General features: G+C 56.5%; 15 protein-coding genes. 5 read left to right on the forward strand and 10 right to left on the reverse strand.

Annotated elements, in window-relative coordinates; genetic code table 11:
* Positions 1-68: 68 nt before the first annotated feature.
* From CAF63_RS06955 to gspG, 8 genes are all read right to left on the reverse strand, one after another.
* A complete protein-coding gene (locus CAF63_RS06955) occupies positions 69-1,178 on the reverse strand; it encodes a substrate-binding domain-containing protein (protein WP_085683943.1) in 1,110 nt (369 codons plus the stop codon).
* A 480-nt stretch (positions 1,179-1,658) separates the two neighbouring features.
* Positions 1,659-2,870: a type II secretion system inner membrane protein GspF gene (gene gspF / locus CAF63_RS06960; RefSeq protein WP_085603127.1), complete on the reverse strand. Its 1,212-nt coding sequence runs from the start codon at positions 2,868-2,870 to the stop codon at positions 1,659-1,661.
* Positions 2,870-4,276 (reverse strand): type II secretion system ATPase GspE, encoded by a 1,407-nt coding sequence (gene gspE / locus CAF63_RS06965; RefSeq protein ID WP_085683944.1) that lies wholly within the window; start codon positions 4,274-4,276, stop codon positions 2,870-2,872. The genes gspF and gspE overlap by 1 nt, the downstream gene beginning before the upstream one ends.
* Positions 4,273-6,624 (reverse strand): type II secretion system secretin GspD, encoded by a 2,352-nt coding sequence (gene gspD, locus CAF63_RS06970; RefSeq protein ID WP_085683945.1) that lies wholly within the window; start codon positions 6,622-6,624, stop codon positions 4,273-4,275. Before gspD ends, gspE begins: the two co-directional genes overlap by 4 nt.
* On the reverse strand, positions 6,621-7,166 hold the full coding sequence (gene gspM / locus CAF63_RS06975) for a type II secretion system protein GspM (protein WP_085683946.1): 546 nt from the start codon (positions 7,164-7,166) through the stop codon (positions 6,621-6,623). Before gspM ends, gspD begins: the two co-directional genes overlap by 4 nt.
* Positions 7,159-8,304: a type II secretion system protein GspL gene (gspL, locus tag CAF63_RS06980; RefSeq protein ID WP_085683947.1), complete on the reverse strand. Its 1,146-nt coding sequence runs from the start codon at positions 8,302-8,304 to the stop codon at positions 7,159-7,161. Before gspL ends, gspM begins: the two co-directional genes overlap by 8 nt.
* Positions 8,301-9,254 carry a type II secretion system minor pseudopilin GspK gene (gspK, locus tag CAF63_RS06985; protein WP_085683948.1) on the reverse strand — a complete coding sequence of 318 codons (954 nt, stop codon included), beginning with the start codon at positions 9,252-9,254 and terminating at the stop codon, positions 8,301-8,303. The genes gspL and gspK overlap by 4 nt, the downstream gene beginning before the upstream one ends.
* Before the next feature lie 8 nt (positions 9,255-9,262).
* Complete coding sequence (gene gspG / locus CAF63_RS06990; protein WP_025109838.1) at positions 9,263-9,721, reverse strand: type II secretion system major pseudopilin GspG; 459 nt, start codon at positions 9,719-9,721, stop codon at positions 9,263-9,265.
* Between the two features lie 146 nt (positions 9,722-9,867).
* Here gspG and gspI point away from each other — a divergent pair, with 146 nt between their 5' ends.
* The 4 genes from gspI to CAF63_RS28945 all read left to right on the forward strand — a co-directional run bounded on the left by gspI (position 9,868) and on the right by CAF63_RS28945 (position 12,645).
* Positions 9,868-10,245, forward strand: a complete 378-nt coding sequence (gspI, locus tag CAF63_RS06995) for a type II secretion system minor pseudopilin GspI (protein WP_085683949.1) — start codon at positions 9,868-9,870, stop codon at positions 10,243-10,245.
* Positions 10,246-10,357: 112 nt separating this feature from the next.
* Positions 10,358-11,641 carry a hypothetical protein gene (locus CAF63_RS07000; RefSeq protein ID WP_085683950.1) on the forward strand — a complete coding sequence of 428 codons (1,284 nt, stop codon included), beginning with the start codon at positions 10,358-10,360 and terminating at the stop codon, positions 11,639-11,641.
* 198 nt (positions 11,642-11,839) lie between these two features.
* On the forward strand, positions 11,840-12,181 hold the full coding sequence (locus tag CAF63_RS07005; RefSeq protein WP_256574489.1) for a hypothetical protein: 342 nt from the start codon (positions 11,840-11,842) through the stop codon (positions 12,179-12,181).
* Between the two features lie 224 nt (positions 12,182-12,405).
* Positions 12,406-12,645 carry a hypothetical protein gene (locus tag CAF63_RS28945; protein ID WP_256574490.1) on the forward strand — a complete coding sequence of 80 codons (240 nt, stop codon included), beginning with the start codon at positions 12,406-12,408 and terminating at the stop codon, positions 12,643-12,645.
* 115 nt (positions 12,646-12,760) lie between these two features.
* Here the strand turns inward: CAF63_RS28945 and CAF63_RS07015 are convergent, their stop codons facing one another.
* The gene (locus tag CAF63_RS07015; RefSeq protein WP_085683953.1) at positions 12,761-13,120 is read right to left on the reverse strand and encodes a DUF6124 family protein; all 360 of its coding nucleotides are present in this window, start codon (positions 13,118-13,120) and stop codon (positions 12,761-12,763) included.
* Between the two features lie 524 nt (positions 13,121-13,644).
* Positions 13,645-16,986 carry a P-loop NTPase fold protein gene (locus CAF63_RS07020; RefSeq protein WP_085683954.1) on the reverse strand — a complete coding sequence of 1,114 codons (3,342 nt, stop codon included), beginning with the start codon at positions 16,984-16,986 and terminating at the stop codon, positions 13,645-13,647.
* Positions 16,987-17,480: 494 nt separating this feature from the next.
* On the opposite strand from CAF63_RS07020, the gene CAF63_RS07025 reads away from it, so the two are divergent.
* Positions 17,481-19,268, forward strand: coding sequence for a DUF6119 family protein (locus CAF63_RS07025; protein WP_256574491.1), 1,788 nt, complete (start codon positions 17,481-17,483; stop codon positions 19,266-19,268).
* Positions 19,269-19,512 lie beyond the last annotated feature (244 nt).

The raw sequence follows: 19,512 nt of genomic DNA on the forward strand, positions 1-19,512 counted from the left end.
ATCCGTGACGAGCAAAAAAAATGGCAGCCCCGAAGGGCTGCCATTCGTGTTGCGGACTAACGCGAAGCTTACAAAGGACGACCGATGGCGTTGCACACGCTGGCGTTGTTGATGTCCAGATTGTTGCCGCTGGTGTTGGTGATGAAGTTGGCGGTGACGGCGTTTTTCCAGTTGGTCGGAACAACGCTGAAGCCGTGGTTGATGGTCGCTGCAGCGTTGCCCGGCACGCTGTAGTGAGTGGTCAGGAAGGATTTGATGTCAGCGGCCACGGTTGCATCCTTGTAGCACTGGCCGAAGATCAGGTTGGTGTAGGCAGCGATCGGGTAACCGCTGGATGGGTTGGCGACAACCGGTGCCCACTGGGCAGGGTTCGACGGAGTGGTTGGCAGTGCAACCGAAGACAGCGCGGTAGTCACGTTGGCCGGGGTCGGCTGCACGCCGTTGACGCGGGACACCACGGCGTTGCTGCTGGCGTTCACGCCGTCCGGACCGACATAACCGATGGAACCGTCAACCGCGTTCACCGCAACAGCGACGTCAGCCGTGTTGGCAACACCGACGAAGCTCGATGGCAATGTGGTGCCGGCTGGCAGCAGCGAGTTGGCGAAGGTCGAGTTGACCGAGAACTTGGTCGAGCAGACGTTGTTCAGGTGACGGGTGAGGATTTCCGAGGTGCCGCTGGAAGTGGTGCGATAAACCACACGAACCGGGGTGGCATCGGAGTTGCCCAGCAGTTGACCCCAGGTCTTGGCAGTGCCGGAGAACACGTCGCACAGCTGAGCGCTGGTCAGGTTAAGAGCGGTCTGACCGGATTTTTTGTACGGAATGGCAACCGAAGTGGCCACCGAAGGCAGTTGGATCAGCGGGCCGTACGAAGCACCGAAGTTGGTGTTGTAGGTGCTGATTTCCGAAGCGCTGAGGATCGAGTCGCTACCGGCGAAGTGAACCGAACCGGTGGTGTTGAACAGTGCCGAGTTGTTGGTCAGGAAAGCGGTCTTGCCGGTGCCGCTACCGGTACCCAGGTAGCTGAAGTTGGCTGGCAGGATGCTGTTGCTAGAGCCTTTGTACAGAGCGGCAGGCAGAGTCGCGCCACCACCGGTTACGTTGGCAGCCATGGCCTGGGCGGAAGCCAGGGCAGCGACGGTCAGGGAAGCTGCGATCAGAGTGCGCTTGAACATGAAGAATCTCCTTTTCAACGTTGGGTGTGAACACAGGTTTTCAGGGGTCTTGCATGACACTGGGAAGACTCACCGCCGACCTTCGCAAGCGGGGTCCGTGGTTAAGTCGCACTGAGAAATTCGCAGTTTCCGGTGACAGATAAAGGAAAAAAGCTCGGGAGGTGCGAGGTGATTTTCGAGGGATTTTCTCGGGTGTTCTGAGGGTTATGCGGAGTGTCTGCAGCGGGCATTTCGGGGGAATCGGCCACAGCCCTTGAAGGGCCGTTGCAGATGACAGAAAGGAGAACCCGAGGATGGGGGGAATGAGGGTCGGGTGATGCTGAGGCCGCTGAAAAAAACCTGAATTATTTATTGCTCTGACCGGCCTCTTCGCGAGCAAGCTCGCTCCCACACTGTTTTGTGGCGCTCGCAAAAACTGTGGGAGCGAGCTTGCTCGCGAAGAGGCCAGCACAGACAACATCAAACCAACAGACACACCCCCTACTGCACCAACTGATTGATCTCAATGATCGGCAACAGCACCGCCATCACGATCACCAACACCACCCCGCCCATCACTACGATCATCAGCGGCTCAAGCAGCGCAGTCATGCCCATCGCCCGGCGCTCGATATCGCGGGACAAGGTTTGCGCAGCGCGTTCAAGCATCGGTGGCAGCGCACCGGTTTTCTCGCCGCTGGCGATCAGGTGAATCAGCACCGGCGGGAACACGTTTTCCACTTTCAGCGCTGCCGCCAGGTTGACGCCCTCGCGCACCTTGGCGGTGGCTTCATTGACGCTCAGGCTCAAACGGTCATTCGACAAGGTCTGTCGTGCCGCCTCCAGTGCCCGCAACAACGGCACCCCGGCGCCGCCGAGAATCGCCAGCGTCGAAGCGAACCGTGCAGTGTTCAGTCCCAGTACGAAACGCCCGATCAGCGGCAACTTCAGCACCCGATGATGCCAACTCAACCGCGCCGCCGGGTTGCGCAGATACAGGCGCCAGCTCCAGAACGCGCCAGCCATGACCCCGGCGCACAACCAGCCCCAGGCACGAATGAAATCACTGGCATTGAGCATCGCCAGCGTCAGCCCCGGCAGATCCTGCCGCGCCTGGGAAAACGCGCTGACTACCTGCGGCACCACATAACTCAGCAGGAAAATCACAATGCCGATCGACACCAGCCCGACCACGCCCGGATAGATGAACGCAGTGAGAATCTTGCCCCGCAGGTTGTTGCGTTCTTCGATGTAATCCGCCAGCCGTTCCATCACCTGCGCCAGATCCCCGGACTCTTCGCCCGCCGCGATCAGCGCCCGGTAAATCTCCGGAAAGTCCCGTGGCCGCGCCGCCAGCGCTTCGGCCAGGCGCATGCCGCTGCGCACGTCGGCGCGAACGGCGCTGAGGGTGTGAGCGATGTGTTTTTTCTCGGCCTGTTCGACCGTGGCGCTCAGTGCAGCTTCCAGCGGCAGACTGGCGCCGAGCAGGCTCGACAGTTGCCGCGTGGCCCAGGCCAGATCGTTGTCCGACAGCCTGGCGCTGAACATTCCACCGCCGCCGTGCTGGGAGACGTTGCTTTCCTTCTCCACCGACAACGCCGTCAAACCTCGACCGCGCAGCACACCAAATGCGGCACCCTGACTGTCCGCCTCCAGATGCCCGGATTCGATCTTGCCGCTGGCATCGGCGGCTTCAAAACGATAGCGATTCATCAGGCGTCCCGTGTCACACGAAGGATTTCTTCCGGCGCCGTGGCTCCGCAGCGAATCCAGCGTTCGCCGTCCTCGCGCAGGCTGAACATCCCGGCCTTGCTCGCCGCTGCACGCAACGCCTGCTCCCCTGCCCCTTGGTGAATCAGGGTGCGGATGTCGTCATCGATGCAGAACAATTCGTGAATGCCGGTCCGGCCGCTGTAACCGGTGTGATTGCACGCCGCACAACCGATCGGGCGCCAGGTGCCGGGGGTGGCCGGGTCTTCCTGTTTGCACTGATTGCACAGCCGCCGCACCAGGCGCTGGGCCAAAACTCCCAACATCGACGACGCCAGCAGAAACGGCTCGACGCCCATGTCGATCAAGCGGTTAACCGCCGACACCGCGTCGTTGGTGTGCAACGTTGCGAGTACAAGGTGACCGGTCAGCGAAGCCTGCACCGCGATCTGCGCGGTTTCGAGGTCGCGGATCTCGCCGATCATGATGATGTCCGGGTCTTGCCGCAGAATCGCCCGCAGCGCGAGGGCGAAGGTCATGTCGATCTTGGCGTTGACCTGAATCTGGCTGATGCCCGGCAAGTCGTATTCCACCGGGTCTTCCACGGTGAGGATGTTGCTGGTGCTCGCATCCAGTCGCGCCAGCGCCGCATACAAACTCGTCGTCTTGCCGCTACCGGTCGGGCCGGTGACCAGCACAATGCCGTGGGGCTGCCGGATCAGGTGATCGAGTTTCGCCAGCACCTGCGCGTCCATGCCCAGGGTTTCCAGATGCAGGCGCCCGACTTGTTTGTCGAGCAGACGCATCACCACCCGCTCGCCATGGCCGGTGGGCACGGTGGAAACACGAATATCAATCGGCCGCCCCGCGACGCGCAACGCAATACGACCGTCCTGCGGCAAGCGTTTTTCGGCGATGTCGAGCTGCGCCATGATCTTGATCCGCGACACCAGCGCGCCGTGCAGCGCCTTGCGCGGCGAGACCACATCGCGCAGCGTGCCGTCGACCCGGTAGCGCACCACCGAATGGGTTTCGAACGGTTCGATGTGAATGTCGCTGGCCTCGTCCCGCGCCGCTTGCGTGAGCAAGGCGTTGATCATGCGGATCACCGGCGCGCCGTCCTGGGTGTCGAGCAGGTCGGTGATTTCCGGCATGTCCTGCATCAGGCGGTCGAGGTCGACTTCGTTTTCCGCCGCACCGACCACCGCCGCCGCGCTCCCGGTATCGGCGTAAGCAGCAGCGAGCAGGCCGTCGAGTTCGTCATCGCGCACCCGCTCAAGCTTCGCCGCGCCGAACTGCCGGCGCACCTCGCTGATCGACCAGCCCGGCGTCGACGGGCACACCGTCAGCACGCCGTCGCGCAGCAGAATCCGCTGCGCCTTGGCCCAGGCGTAAGGCAATGCGCTCATTGCAGCGGCACCGCTTTGATGGTCGCGCGCGGGCCGGACACCGGGGCCGGCACGCCTTGGGCAGTGGCCGGCAATTGCGGCGCCTGCATGTCCGGCATCGCCCAGCTGCGTTCCGGTTGCAGACCGCCCTGTGCACGGCGCATGAAGTCGTAGCGGTTCAGCGTGATGCTGCGCCCCGCCGCGCTGTCGCGAATGATGTACGGGCGCAGAAACACCATCAGGTTGGTCTTGGTGATCGAGCGGCGTTCGTTACGAAACAGCGCGCCCAGCCCCGGAATACTCGACAACCATGGCACCGCGTCATTGCTCTGGCTGTAGCCATCCTGCAGCAGACCGCCGAGCACCATGATCTGCCCGTCGTCGAGCAGGATGCTGGTGTCGAGCGCGCGTTTGCTGGTGACGATTCCCGCCGAATTGGCTGCCGCCGAAGCGCGTTCGTCGATGCTGCTGACTTCCTGATAAATGTCGAGCTTCACCGTACCGCCCTCGGAAATCTGCGGCCGCACGTTGAGCTTCAAACCCACCTCTTCACGGGTCACGGTCTGGAACGGGTTGTTGCTGGTGCCCCCGCCGCCGGTGACGTAACTGCCGCTGACAAACGGAATGGTCTGGCCGACGAAAATACTCGCGGCTTCGTTGTCCAGGGTCAGCAGGTTCGGCGTCGACAGCACGTTGGTGCCGCCCTTGCTCTTCAGCGCGCGGGCCAGCACTTTCAAATCGAGGATCTTGCCGATGCCGGGGATGTCGACGGTGCCGTTAACGTAGCCGAGGTTCAGGCCTTGTGGCAGCACATCGAGGCTGGTCTTGCCGTTGACGTTGATCCCCGAACCGCCGAGGTTGGCGCCGCCGATCACGCCTTTGCCGCCGAGGTTGCCGGTCTGCCATTGCACGCCGAATTCGCTGGCGTCGTCCTCGCCGACTTCGACGATCAGGCTTTCGATCACCACTTGCGCGCGGCGCTGGTCGAGCAGGTCGATGACTTCGCGCAGGTTGCGGTACAGCGGCTCCGGCGCGGAAATCAGCAGGGTGTTGGTGGTCGCGTCCGCCTGAATGGTCACGCCGCCGGCGCTGAAGGCCACATTCTGCTCGCTGCTTTGCGCGTTGCTGCTGCCACTGCCAGTGCTGCTGCCCTGGGCGTAGCTGCCGCCGGTGCTGCCGCTGTTGGTGGTCGAAGTGGAGCCGTTGGTTTGCGTGCCGCTCTGGCCGTTCTGCCCGCCGCCTGAATTGGTGGAGCTGCCCATGTTGCTAAGCACCGAGCGCGCATTGTCGCTGGTGCCGCTGTCGCTCTCGCCGGTCAGCAATCCGCGCAGCGCTTGCGCCAGTTTGCCGGCCTGAGCGTTGCGCAGATACACCACGTGCAGGTTGCTCGGATTGCTCTGGGCGTTGTCGAGTTTGTAGATCAGGTTGCGCGCCAGCTCCGTGCGCTCGGGGCTGCCGGCGCGGATGATGATGGTGTTGGAGCGCGAGTCGCCGATCACTGCGATTTTCTGGGTTGGATCATTGCCCGGCGCGTCGAGCAGGTCAGCGACCATCGGCGCGATGTCGGCGGCAATGCCGTTCTGGATCTGCACCACGTCGGTGTCGATGGCACTCGGGGTGTCGATGTCCTCAATCAGCTGCGCGACCCGCGTCAGGTTCTCGGCGTAATCGGTGACGACGATGGTGTTGTTACCCGGATAGGCGTTGATCGGGTTGTTCGGCGACACGATCGGGCGCAGCACCGGGATCAGGTTCACCGCGTTCTCGTATTGCAGGCGGAACGTGCGAGTGAGCATGCCGTTGCCGGCCGGTTTGTCGGCGCTGTAAATCGGCCCGCCGAGTAGTTTGGCGTCAGCCTCCGGCACCACTTGCGCCACGCCGCCCACGTCCACCACGCTGAAACCCTGCATGCGCAGCGCCGCCAGCAACATGTCGTAAGCCTGATGCGCCGGCACCTGGCCTTCAGACACCAGCGTCAGGTTGCCCTTGACCCGAGGATCGACCAGAAACTGCTGGCCGGTGGAACGAGACAACGCCCGCACCACCGCTTGAATATCCGCGTCGACAAAATTCAGCGTCACCGGTTGATCGCCCAACGGATTGGCCGGCAACGTCGTGCCCCGCGCCGAACCGCCACTGCGAGCGCGTTCGGTGATGTTGTGCAATTGCTTCGGCGACGGTTTTACCTGAGCCTGCGCACGCTCGCGGTCGAGCACCGCGTCGCCGCTGCGCTGGGTGTTGGCCAGCGGCCGGCCGAGTTCGCTGTCCACCAGCAGCGGCGGTTGATTCGGTGGCGTGGTGTTGCTGCACGCGCTCAATGCCATCAACAGCATCGGCAACGCCATGCGTTTGGACCCTGACCCCTTCATGAAGCTTCCTTAGCGCCCAGCGCCTGATCCATGCGTACGGTGCCCGACAGAGTGCCGGCGGTGTCATCGGTCGCGGCGTCGTCTGCGCGTTGCAGACGGGCCTCGACCACTTGCAGTGAAAAATTCCGGGGTTGGCTCAGCAGCCAGTCGAGCACGGCGTCGGCCGGTGCGGCGTCGAAGGTCAACTGCCAGCCGGCGGCCGCGGCTGCCAATTGGTAATGGCCACCCAGTCCGCTGGCTTGCAAGGTCTGCTGCAGCGACTGCTCCAGGTTTTGCCCTTCCGGGCGCACGCTGACCTCGCGCAGCAGCACTTCCAGCGCTTCGGCCTGGGCGCGCAGCTTTGGCGTTTCGACTTGCGAGGCGGCGATCTTCTTCAGCGGCGGCTGAACCAGCGCCACCCACACAAACAGCCCCAGCAACAGCGCCGCCATCCCGCCGACCATGCGTTTTTCTCGCAGCGCCAACGGCTGCCAACGGGCCTGCAACTGAGCATTGAAGCGCTGCCAACCAGCGCGGTATTTCGCAAGCGATGGGCTATTCATCTTCGGCTCCGCTGCTGTCGTCGGTGTCAGTGGCGGCGGCCGCCTCGCCGGCCGGGCGCAGGACCCAACCGTCGTCATTCGGGCTGATGCTGATACCGGCCTGGGCCAGCGTGCCTTGCCAGTCCTTGTCATTGCCCGAACGCCGGGCCTCGGGCAGCAGGCTCAATTGCAACGCGCCGTCGACAAACTCCAGCCGCTGCACCGTCCCCGCCATGGACGGCATGCCACTGCCGGCCTGCGACACCAGCCGTGTGAAATCTTGACCCGGCGCATCCACCGCGCCCTGCTGGCGCGCCGCGATTTGCTGACGCGCCTGTTGCAGCGGATTGAGGATCACCGGCAACTCGGGGAACGCCTGCTTCACCCGCTGCGCCATCTGCGCCTTGAGCTGCTGGCCCTGCGCGGCCTCGCGGGCGGCGTACAGGTTCAAGCCGATCACCCACACTGCCAGTGCCAGCGCACAGCAACCGAGCGCCCTGCCCCAACCGCGATGTTCGGTGCCCGGTTGCTGGAGGCCGCCGTGCAAGCCCCAGTTCGGCAACGGGCCGGCATTGCGCTGTGTGTCGGGCAATGTTGATTGCACCGCTTCCGGTGCGCCGTCACCGATCCAGTGCGCCGGCAGGCCGGTTTCCAGCAGCCGCGTTTCGTCGATCATCGGCTGCACCTGCGCCGCATTCGGGCCGTGGCGCAGCAACAGATGCTCGTCGTGCAGGCAGCCGACGCCGCCGGCCATTACCGGCAAACTGTAAGCCGCCGGGTACAGGCCTTTGAGGTTCAAACCGAATTGCCCGAGGTGCTGCAAATCCTTGCGTGCTACCCAGGCAATCTGCACCTGGCCGCTTTCATTGCGAGTGCTGTGGGCGATGTGCATCTCGGCGCTGTCACCCAGCATCAACGCCTGCGCTGCGCATTGCACAGCCGCAGCGGTTTTGTTCGCGGGCAACGGCGGCAGATCAATGCTCGCCAACAGGCTGTCCGACGGGTGCAGAAAGCACACCAGCGGTTGCTTCGGCAGCGCGCCAAGTCGCACGCGCTCCTGGCGTGTGACCTGCCCCTGACGATCCAGCCACGCACAATCCACTTCACTGTCGAGACTCAGCTCCGCCAGCGGCGGCAAACTCACGCGCAACTGGCTCATACGCCCACCCGCGACCAGATCACTTGCGGCAAACGGTCCTGACTGCGATGCAACAACGCATCGAGGCTGACCCGCCGCTGATCGCGCCGCGCCTGCCCGCGCAGCCGAAACCAGTCGCTGGTGATGCCGACCTTGACGCTGGTGATCTCCAGTTGCGGCAGTCGCAGGCGATTGACGAAATCCCCGCGATTGATGAACCAGCGCCCGGCGTCACGCTCATTGATCAACGCCTGCGCCCGCTCCAGCGACAGCCCCGGCACATAAGCCGCCAGCACCGGCGCAGTGGCCGTGTTGCCGTTGAGCCAAGTGGTCGCCGGAATCACCGTCAGGTACGGCGCGAGTTTCGCCAACAGCGCATCGTTAACCCCGTCGACACTGCGCAAATCATCAAGCGTGCGCAGCATCGGCAAGGTCGGCGATTGCGGTTTGCGCGACGCGGACGGCGACGTCGCGCGCCCACTGTCGAAGGTGTTTTTCGCCACAGGCTTGTCCACCCCTTGGGCATTCAACAAGTGCGGATAAGAGCCGATCACCCGCTGACTGATGCGCCGACTCAAGCCGCTGCTCACACCAATCAACTCGCACAAGCGCTCGAACGCCTGCACCTGCGCGTCATCGATCCGCTCGTTGGCCACCAGATTGCGCAGGTTGAACTTGCCCTGCTCGTCCTCCAGCCGCCCCTCGAAACCCTGGATGTTCAAGTGCTGCGCCCAGGGTTGATCGAGTCGGGTCAACGGATCACGCTGCCGCGCGTCCCACAACAATTGCCGGCTGATCTCCAACCCGCCGTGCAACACCCAACGGCCCTGCACACGCAGTTGTTCGGCTTCCAGCGCCCGGGTCGAAACACTCTGGCGGGTCAGCATGCCGGCGGCAATCACCGCGACCACCGCCGCGATCAGCAGCGCACTGATGATCGCCATCCCCTGCTGGTGCGATTGGCTGTTCATGACCGGCCTTACAACTGCCAGGAACCGATGTCGGCATTCACACCGTCGCCGTCAGGCTGGCCGTCGGCGCCGAGGGAAAAGATGTCGATCTCGCCGTTGGCACCGGGATTGAGGTACTGATAAGGACGACCCCACGGGTCATTCGGCAGGCGCTCCAGGTACGAACGCCAGTTGCTGTTCTTCGCATCGGCCGGCCGCTCCACCAGCACCTTCAGACCCTGGCTCTGGCTCGGGTAAGTGCCGTGATCGAGGCGATACAGCTTCAGCGCCTGCATCAACCCGCCAATGTCCTGCTTCGCCGCCGTCGCCCGCGCCTGATCCGGCCGGTCGAGCACCTTGGGCACCACCATCGCCGCCAGAATCCCGAGAATCACCACCACCACCATGATCTCGATCAGCGTGAAACCCTGCTGCCCACGGGGCATCCGGCTCGGTCGATTGGGCTGTTTGAATTGCGCGATATCCATCTCGTCATTCCCTGGCTTGATTCGATTCGACGCGCAGTGTTGCAAGAAGATATGTCAGGGATGTTGAAAATCCTCGGGTGTTTTCGTCGTCAAGCCGTCAAGCACGGGGGTTAGCGTCAAGGGCTGCCCGACTGCCCGAGCCCCCGATGCGCACCCCCTCCCCGCAAGCCGGATTCACCCTGATTGAAGTACTCGTCGCGCTGGCGATCATCGCCGTGGCCATGTCCGCCGCTGTGCGTGTGGCGGGGTTGATGACGCAGAGCAGCGGGGTTTTGCGGGATCGTTCGATTGCGATGATTGCGGCGCAGAGTCGGATGGCGGAGTTGCGGCTGGAACGCAAGTTGCCGCTGGGCATGAAAACGCAGGATTGCGATCAGGGGCGGTTGATACTGCGCTGCGAGCAGATCATCTCGGCAGCTGAAAACGGCCGCTTGCTCAAGGTTGGTGTGCAGGTGTTTGATCGCAGCCAGGAAACTCCGGCGTTGGCGAGGGTTGAGACGTTGTTGAGCAGACCGCAGGACTAAGACCAATGGCGATTTGCCTGTCTAATCGATTTCCTGAGAGCCAGTTTTCTGAAAGTATGCAGGCCTCCGTTTTCCGTGTCCTATCGACACCTTTTGGATCAGTACGAACCTCATGGATTTTGATCACAACCTCCCTCAACCTGGTGACATCCTGCTATTGAGAGGAAAGAGCCTGTTTACCAAGCCGAATATGGTGATTCAATCAATCATACGGTTACAAAAATCGAACTATTCACATGTCGCCATTGTTACCGGGCAGAACATGATAATGGATGCAACGCCAGGCATTGGCATAACCCTGCGTCAATGGGATGAGGTAAGCCATTCCTACGACGTCGCCAATTCGTTGTTGGTCAGGCATAGAACCGCTCACCCGCTGGCGACTCAAGAGCTGGTTTCACGAGCACATTACTACTATGGCCAGAAGTACAAACTAGTTGCCTTAATAGGGAATGAACCGACATTTTCAGATAACAAAGGAATCGTGTGTTCACAGTTCGTCGCGCAGGTATACCAGGACTGCAATCTGCGCTGCTCAGAAAAGTTGTGCCGTAAAACTCTCCCAACGGATATCCATAACTTTGTCACGTCAAACCCGGAGTGGATTCAACGGCCCCTATCTGAAGTCGAAATTGGACTGAGCCATTACACTGATGAGATAAGTCATTCCCTAGCATATTCGACTCACCAACTGGATAACTATGTCGCTGCTTCTATTAAGCAGGCGTTTGATTTTAGCCGCATATTTCATAAGTTAACTGCGCAAATCGCGGACCTTACAGACAAGGTCAGTTTCACGGATGGTGGTTTGACCCCCGTTACCCTGAGGATGACCATGTCCTACAAGACCGACATTTCCATCGAACATCTCAGCGCTTCATGGCGCCAATATTTTCTCGAGCCAAAAGCCAAGGCCACGTTCCTTCATGAGGACGGCCCGGCAGCTGACAAGCAGGTAAAGGTCTTTATTAAAACCTGTGAAATTGTAAAGGAGCATATTAATGCAGCAGATGAAGCATCGAATCAGCTGCAAATTTTAATGAGCACGTTAGAAGAACTTGCAAAGTCTCTGCCTCCCTCCCCTAGTGAAATCGAAACTCGCACCTGGATTTCTAGCCATCTTGAGTTCAGGAGAAATGCACAGCATCAAATAGATATTCTGGACTGGATCTTCACCTCCAACCCCAACAATATTGATTTCGCCAAAAATTTTGATTTCCAAGCACTTATGGAGGAATACGATAAAAACCCGAGACCCGACTACAAGGAAGCGCTAGATACACTTTCTATCATTGCCAACTATTGCCTGCTTTGCGATTGCTGGATAAAGCAGCGCCCCCACTACGCCCAAATAATGAGCGTTCATGATGCTGCGGATGATCTAACGAAGCAGTAGATCCTCATTTATTGATAAGAATCGAAATAAAACCTCAGAGAGAGGCGGAAACGCTGAGGTGATTGAATAGAAAGGGGAAGCGTTGCCTATGGGTCCGGGCTTGGCAAATCGTCCAATCAATGGATAACCCTCTGACCAAACTTATACCGACTACGACGAAGTAGAAAAAATATATAAAGGCTTTGGCGGTACTGTTAAATGAAACTAAAAATATTAACCATCAGCCTTCTAGGTTGCGTCAGCTTATTTTCTAGCGCAGCAGACCTCCCTATCAAAGAAGGAATGCCATTTTCGAAAGCCCAAAAAGCTTTGATCAAAAATGGCTGGAAGCCGAATCCGACCTACTCAGGTGAGTTCGGAGTTGAAAGCGTCATCCAAAGAGAAGGCTTCAGTGAAATCGAGTCTTGCACGGAAGGCGTCCGTTACTGCAGCTTCAACTACATCAAGAACGGAGATTGCTTAGGTGTAGGAACTGTCGGCGAAGAGGTCAAAGACATGAAGATTTATTCCTGGAACTTCAAATGCCCTGAAAAGGATTGAAGCCAGAAATCAAAGGGGACAGAAATCTGTTCTTTTTTTGGAACGATCAAATGAAGACCACGACCCTCCTGCTCCTCGCAAGGTATTGCACGGGTACAAGCTCTGCATTTGCCGGCGGCTCGCAAGCGACAAACGTCAAGCACGGGCCAGTAGGCATCGCCGTCGATGAGCCCTTGATGTCCGCTAGATCCAGGTTGATCAGACAGGGATGGAAGCCAACCCGGATGCACACCAGCGATGGCTATGAATACAGTGGTGTGGAGCGCGAGCTGGCCGCTCACAACTTCCTGGAACTCGATACCTGCTCTTTTGATAGCTCGCGCTGCATCCTGTTCTATTCAAAGAAAGGCGCCTGCTTGCGCGTTGACACCATGGGTGAGCAGCTCAAAGACGTGGCGGTAACGCGATGGGCTGATGAATGTCCGGATGCGCCTTCAGAGCCAGATAGCGGCGACGCGGGTTAAGAAACATAGGGGACTGAATGAAATAATTCAGTCCCCTTTTCCCCGGGAGCGGGCTTGCTCGAGAAGGCGCCAGAATTGACACCCGTTTACTCAGCAGATCATCCCGAGGTCTGCCTCACCCCGGTATTTGCAAATTATCCAACGCCCGATTCACCGCCAACTCCCCGAGCATGATCAACTGCGCAATGCCCACCAACGCCCGACGCTGCGAAGCCGGCACCAGACTGGCGATGTTTTGGGCAATGGTTTGGGCCGAAGCGAGTGTTTCACTGGCATCAATCAGCAGTTCTTCGTTTTTGTTGTCCGCTGTCACGGCATACATCCCGCGGGTTCTGCGTGGGGGCGGCGTGGAGCCGGGCGGACAGAGGTAATGGTCGAGCGCGCGGTCGGCGGCTTCGTGGAGTTTTCTGGAATCGATGGATTCGTAGGGGGAAACCGAGTCGGTTTCGGGCGGGTTGGGTGTTGGTTTGATCATGGTGAAGCTCCATTTTTATACCTGGTGGAACCACCAACACCTGTCGCTAAACAAGTAAGGGTGGCAGCTGTACGCGGGTTAGCGAACCGAGAGGTATAAGACCCGGCAGACCCGAAGGTCTCCCACGCACAGCCACCATATCGTCATGCAAAAATCTGCGACAAACGGGAGCGTCGTTGAACTTATACCTGGTCGGGTCGCTAAACCCGGTCGCTGGGTTGCCAGCGACACGTAGACGATAAAGACCAGGTACAAAGCGCACAAGCCGGCGGATTCTGGCGTAGCTGTAGGCAACGGCGCAAGGATATGTAGCCTGAGAGAGTGTCTGGAGATGTCTTTTTAAACGCCGGCGTTTATCGAGACCTTACAGCGGCACATCCATGAGGTGGGGAGGCTGGCCAGATGATTCTCATATCCATTTTTTTGGTAATAAATCGGAAAAAATCAGTCCCCTTTTCCATACTTGTCCCCTTTTTCACTCGTTTCTGAAATCGGCTAAAGGCCCGGACTCGACAGCCGATGCCTTATACCTCGCCCGTCGTCTCCTCGTTAACACTGGATTTGAACAAGGACGCAAACCACTTTTTGGATGCAAATTTCTTGTACAACCTAGGGGCTTGGTTTTTCAGCTTGGCTACCACCGAGACCATGGCCTCGCGAAGATCCTTGGAATATCGATAGGCTCCAATTTGATCGGCTTTGGTGTCCAAGAACAGCGCCACCTTATCCGTTGACGCCGAGGTCCTGCCCACTGAGTCCAACAACCTGATCAACCGAGATGCTTCGTCGGAATTAATAGGTTGGATGTCCTGAATGAGCGAAGCAAAGTTTTGAAGCACAGCAATTAGGCGATCAATTTGCTGTGGATCGGAGTAGAAGAGCGAACGCAGGCGTGCACCGACAACATGTTTCAACTGCGGATCTAGGACCTCGATCATCGCTTGTAGAAGAGAAACCGTAGCGCTATCCAGCTCAAACTTTGCTGCACCACCAACATATTGACTGAGTGAAGCCACAACACTGTCGGCGATAGTAGAGGCTCCTGAAAGATTCATGCCTTGGGCTTTAATCGCCTGAAAAATTTTGGTCATTTGAGGGAGTGCCTGCACGATTATTGCGCACCACTGTTCCTCTGTTCGATTCGGAGCATCAACCACCTTGAAGGCAAACGTTTTGAAATTCTTGAAGTGTACGCTTTCAGTCGCTAGCGCGAGACCCAGTAAGTTTAAATCCACTTCGTGGAGCTGTTTCAAACCCTGCTCTGTACGCAGATCCCAGCTTTCGAACCACGACAGGACCTCATCTACACTTACTCCCTCAGGCCCAACCGCATCGGTCAACGCAGTGAAGTTTTTCATCATCCAAGGTATCGGCAGCCGCGAAAGTTTTTTCTTTTTGATGAGTTTGGCAATGTACGGCGCAATGGCACTGGCTACTTCGCTGGTTACCAGCGGTAAGATATCTGTGCATTTCAATGCCGCATTCCCGAGTGCCCAGAACAGCTCGGAGACAAAGACTTGATCCAGAACTGGAATCGACGCGAGTGTCGCAGGGTCGGATTCTCGCATGTACACGATTGCCCCGACTGCACGGACGGTGTCTGTAGGGTCGCTAGCCAGCAGCGATGCTAAAGTCGACAGCACGGTAGAATCGATCGTCTCTGCAAGTGCCAAACAAACCACTGCTGCATTTACCGATCCGCCATCGCAAAGTTTTGCGATCTCCGCTACTTCAGCAGCGCTGATCCCGCCAACGACCCCTTCAGTCACACTGCGATGCTTATAGGCCCAAACGAGCGCAGGGACTACTTGATCGCTGTCCAACGGCGAGGCTATAAGCGCATGATCATCGGTACTCACCAATTGCAAATTTGCATTCGGATAGGCCTTTTCACTGGGCTCGAAGTCAATGACCCGAATGACCTTCATCTCTTCGATGGCCGGCAACAGATGCATAACGCATTCGACTCGATCTAGAAGCATCCCGTCGAATGTCTCACCGACCCCATTCAGGTATAAATCGTACTCGACAAGGTCTGCCTTGAGCACAGCAAATTCCGCCTCTTCATACGGCTCACCTATGCGTAGATTGATCGAGTCTGAAAGACTCTTCCCATGCGTAGAGATCAACCCGCGATCAAGACCCAACTCGATACATTTCTCAACGCACTGATAGAAGGCTGCATTGCCCCTGCTCGGTTTTGGCTGCACTTGTAGGCGCTCGGCGTTGAGCAACTTCATGAGATCTGCCGCCCATTCTCCTCCGTGTTTGGCATGCGCTGCACTGACAACTGGAAGTAGAACTGACAATGTCGGGATGGTGGCTAAGTAGCGCTTGAAAGCATCGGCAAAACCAAAGAGCGAGGTCAACGAGTACAACTTGTTTTCATCGCCCGACTCAATGGCATTCAGCAAAGGCTCATCGATCAGCTCAGCAATCGCAATTTTGCTAGTCGTCAGGAAGTGGATCTGAAGCAGCTGTATCTGCCAGCCCTCTTCCATCCCTTCGCCGCACAATCCTTCTAATAAAGATTGCGTCTGAGCATACTTTGCCGCGGTCGCATCATCGACCTCATTCGCAGTTTTAAACGTTTGAGAAATCCCGTCTCGTCTGAGAATTTCCTCCATGGGAACTTCGCTGTACCTACAAAGCAGAATATGTGCCGCAATGCATACTAAATTTATCTGCTCGCCCACCACCAAAGCGGTAGTGGCAATATCGTTTATGTACTTCTTCTGCAGCCTAGGAGTGACCAATCCATTGGCCATAGGACTGTGCCGATGAAGCAACTGCGCACACTGTTCTGATAACTGGGCGTCCACATCCTGAAAGGTGTGCTCCCATAATCTCTTAAAACCGTCCTTCCATCCTGAAGTGATTACAGGCGGGGCTCGGAATACAACAGGGAATTTCTTGGCAATAAAGTCCCGCGAATCGTACTTGCGATCCGCATCGGCACCGAGATAGGCGGCAACCTTATTCGAGCAAAATGGCACGACCACGGTCAGATTTTCAGCGGACGCCACCGATGTAAAGATTTCCAAGTCGCTCCATACGCTACGAAGGTTATCTTTTGGCAATCTATCGAGATTATCCAGGATGACAACATAATGCTGAGCAGTTACTAGAGTGAGTTGATTAGACAAGGTTCGCTTCAAATCAAGCGGAGTAACTTCCTTAGCGGTTTCTATTTTTTCATTGATCGTGTCCTCGCTTGAGCCTCTGAATAGACTGAGCAAACTCCATTTCTTGTTTGCCTTACCCACTTTCTTATTTCGATTGAATAGCCACGCAAATAACAAAACCAAAACGGGACTTAACAAGGCGACCCAGTTTACCGATATCAATATGCTTGAAACCTCAACCACAGGCTTTACAAGAGTCTCGGCAGAAGGCTTGGCAAGTTTGAAAAGCTCTTTAAATGCGCTGGTGGAAAAAAACAAGCTAGCGAGCAGTGCTAGCGCCCAAGCACTCGCATGGCTCGTAGTAATTTTGGTGTATTCGAATTCACGCCCGAGAGCGACATCTCGACTTTTGGCCAGAGATTCGGCCTCAACACTGCCGGTTCCTACATCTTTCAGCAACTGCTCGGTAAAAAGTTCGATGAAATTGCTTTTGGTGGAGCCTTGATAATTTTGTTCGCAATCAAACAACCAAACACGATAGCTATCATCGGAAGCCTTCAACTTTGACCCAAGCATCGTCAATATGGAACTTTTACCAGAGCCGAACTCTCCGTCCAGACCGATCACCTGAGAGGAATTGGGAGCCATAATGTAGCTGTGCATCGCTGTCGCCACCTTGTCGTGGCTACCGCCGGGAAAAAGGTCCTTATCAGCGGGGAGTTCGGTATGAAAGTTGATCAATTCCGCATAGTCCTTTAATTACGTCAGAGAGCTGGAGAAAATGGATGCTTCTCACCGGGGGTACAGATTCGTCGGAATCCGTTCTATTACGGTCAATCCTAGCGGACCTGCCAGCCTGATTGATAGCACAATGGAAGCATAACTGTTATATGGGGCTAGGCAAGGGTGCCGGGGGCAAGATCCGTCCGCGATTATTGGTGATTGATCAGCGCATGAGTCTATATCTCATCGGGTGATGAGGACGATCAAACTTCCTTCGCCCCGCCAGAATGGCTCATTTTTTTGACACATCGGATAAACGCTTAACATAAGTAGTCGTTCGTGGGTGCCTGCTTTCAGCCAAAACAGGTGGGCGCCAACCTCTGATCGAGCCACCCTACTCACCGCAGCCACGAGATCTACATTCAAGCAATACTCGGCACAGATTTTATTAGATTGATGCGCTATACCTTTAACCTGAGCCTTACGGAAAACGTAACTGTATGGAGGACGGTATGGATGGGATGCCGCGTAATGTGGGTTCTCTGAGCGTGCGCCTGCTGAAGAAAGGTCGCTATCCTGAAGACTCATTTCGAGATCAGTATGCCCCTGGAGGCGAAAAACAGCTTTCAGCGTCTGAATGGTTGGGTAATGGCGAAGGGGTACTCTACTCTGGACAACTCTATAACAAGTCACCCGAATGGCTCGCTATTCTTGCGGCCTACGCCAATGATCTTCCAGAAAATCTCAGTGCGAGTGGAGCTGGAGCAGTGCTATTCCTGAAGGTGAGATCACGGTGGTTCGCACTCACTTTCGGCTACGCCCACATAGCGCTTGGTGATGACGTGTTTGTGCATCAGTTTGGGTTGAAAGTTGCCCTAAACGCCGTACCTCGTGGCTCACTTCTGACTTTAGATACTGCGACTCCAGACGCTGTCACGTTTCAAAAAAGGGTCCAAGCGAGCGATTTTTCGGATATCAGTGAGTTCGGCATCAATACTGTGCGTGACTTGGCCAGGGTCGCAGGAGGCAAACCTTCAGATCGCGAATTTGGCAAATTCGTTGCTGGTAAAGACATGCTCCATCTTGTGGATAGCCTCCAACCCAACGAGTTCCATGATAAGTGCGAAGTTATTCTCTCAATGTACGAATCAAAGGCGTATCGAAAGGATTACGAATGGTTTGACAATGTCAGGATAGTAGATTCGCCAAGCACCCTAGTAAAACTTGACGATGCTTTATTCGAAGAAATCCAGCGTATTCGCAGAGGCGCAACGGATAGTACTCTTCACATGTCTCCTCCGGAAATTCTCGACTATGTTGAGGGAAACGCCCTTCACTTCAATGGCTTTGGAAGTCGAAAAAGAGAATTCAATAAACTATCAATTACAGAGTACACTCAAGAATTAGAAAGGCTAAACTGTAATCACTCCATTGAAGAAATAAAGCAACAACACCGCATCAAGTCAACCAGCCAAAAAACAAGTGCTTTCGACACTTCCTGGAAAACTTACGACTGTTTCAATTGGGAAGCCTCACTAAATCCTGACGGTGGCAAGCCGATTCACTACGTACTCTTCGCTGGAACATGGTATCGAATCTCGAAACTTTTTAAGGACAAAGTCGATGATCACTTCGCCGCCATCAAACGCTACTCGATTATTGGCTCGACACATTGCAGCAATGAAGAGCAACTCATCGCTCATATCGAATCAAACCGCCACGACCTAATAAAACTTGATCGGTCAAAGTTAAATCCCAAGAACGTGACCCACGCAAATCTCGAACCATGCGACTTTTACTCCAACGAAAAGTATTTTATTCATTTAAAGGACGGTGGTTCATCTGGACCAATCAGCCATCTCTGGTCACAAGGAGTGGTTAGTTCAGAAGCATTCGTCTCCGACGCGGAATTTCGGAAAAAGCTACGCTCAGAACTAAGAAAAAAGCCTCGCGGAGTAAATTTTATCTCCACACTACCTGACAACAGGGTGAAAAATATCGTCCGCTCTGAATACACAGTAATTTACGGCATCATGCGATCTAAATATGCCGACGGAACCATCGGCATACCGTTTTTCAGCAAGGTAAGCCTCATAGCCGCGTGCGATCGATTACGAGCGCTTGGTGTAAATATTGGGTTGGAATTGATCGAAAAGATCAGCCCTGCCATGGCCTCGACTACTATTCCTGCGCCCGTAATAAACATAGCTACCGCTCCTCCTTCTTCTCCACTTGCCGCTTCAGGTTCCACCACTAGTTTGCCTTCTAGTGTCGTTTCCCCTCAGCAGCCGCCCCCCTGACTTAAAAAATTGAAAGACGATTTCAGAACAAATCGTTTTGGAGTGGGGAACTGTAGTTCATCAATTACAGCTTCTGGCCAGAAGCGCCCTCAACCACTATTTCCTTGCACGTACGGATGTGCGTGTATCAATAGTTCAAAAGATCCTATGCCACCTGACAGAACAAAATAACTACCTTCGACCTTCACATTCACGGCCTAACCAACCTAGGCATCTCCACCCCCTCCCCCAACCTCTCCACCCC

The sequence above is a fragment of the Pseudomonas sp. B20(2017) genome (genome assembly GCF_002113125.1).
Taxonomy (GTDB): domain Bacteria; phylum Pseudomonadota; class Gammaproteobacteria; order Pseudomonadales; family Pseudomonadaceae; genus Aquipseudomonas.